Consider the following 1,235-nt stretch of genomic DNA (forward strand, 5'->3'; position numbering starts at 1 on the left):
TGAAGTGGTCCAATTGGAGCGGACACCCCGATAAGCCTCATAATGGAGGCAATGGAGGTGTTCATGACCAAGAAGACTCGACGTCGGTTTTCCGATGAATTCAAGGCGGATGCGGTGAACCTGGTGATCGATCAGGGGTATTCCGTATCTGAGGCTGCCCGGCGCCTGGGCGTGGAGCGCAGCGTGCTGGACCGGTGGTGCCGCAAGCATCGTCAGCAGGTCTCCGGCACCCCGGGGCGGCAGGAGGATGATCGCGACGCCGAGATCAAGAAGCTCCGCGAAGAAGTTCGTAAGCTTCAGATTGAAAAGGATATTTTAAAAAAGGCGGCGGCCTTCTTCGCCAAAGAGTCGAGCTGAGATACCAGTTCATCGAGTCGGAGAAGGCCACCTATCCCGTGGCCGTGTTGTGTCGGGTCATGCGGGTCAGCCGGAGTGGTTTCTATGCCTGGCGACGGCGTGGCCCGGATGATCATCGCCAGGCCCTGCTCCGTGAGGTCAGAGAGATCCATCGCCGGAAGCGCGGCAGCTACGGCAGCCGCCGCATGGCCAGAGAACTGCGGCGTCGCGGCTACGACGTCGGCCGTTACCAGGCCCGCAGCCTGATGCGGGAAGCAGGCGTAGAGGCACGGCAGCGGCGACGCTGGCGTCATACAACCGACAGTCAGCACAGCCTGCCGGTGGCGCCCAACCTGCTGAACCGCCAATTCACAGTGGCGGCACCGAACCGGGCCTGGGTGGCCGACATCACGGCGATCTGGACGCTGGAAGGATGGCTCTATCTGGCGGCGGTGCTCGACCTCCACGACCGGCAGTTAGTGGGCTGGGCGATGGCCGACCACATGCGCACGTCGCTGGTGCTGGACGCCCTGGAGATGGCCGTAGGTCGCCGGCAGCCCGAGAGCGGGTTGATCCATCACAGCGACCGCGGTAGTCAGTACGCGTCTCGTGATTACCGCGCCACGCTGGATCGGCACGGGTTCCAGGCCTCGATGAGCCGCAAGGGGAATTGCTGGGACAATGCCGTCATGGAGCGCTTCTTCGGCTCACTGAAAAGCGAGTGGCTGGTTGGTCAGCGATACTGGAGCCGACAGGCAGCACGGCGGGACGTGATCGAATACATCGAGATGGAGTACAACAGCTGCCGGCTCCACTCGACCCTGGGCTACCAGACGCCGAGGGAGATTGAATTGGCAGCTGCGGCTTGAAAATGTGTCCGCTCTGACTTGACCAGAACA

Annotated in this window: 1 protein-coding gene; it reads left to right on the top strand. The window is 62.3% G+C overall.

Annotation, left to right across the window (positions count from 1 at the left end; translation table 11 throughout):
• Nucleotides 1-63: 63 nt before the first annotated feature.
• Nucleotides 64-1,205 (top strand): IS3 family transposase gene (locus CWI66_RS17500; RefSeq protein WP_232711009.1). Its coding sequence is split into 2 segments (ribosomal slippage): nt 64-325 and nt 325-1,205, totalling 1,143 coding nucleotides; the frame shifts between segments, so codons are not numbered across the junction.
• Nucleotides 1,206-1,235 lie beyond the last annotated feature (30 nt).

It is taken from the genome of Halomonas sp. 141, assembly GCF_002810305.1.
Taxonomy (GTDB): Bacteria; Pseudomonadota; Gammaproteobacteria; order Pseudomonadales; family Halomonadaceae; genus Vreelandella; species Vreelandella stevensii.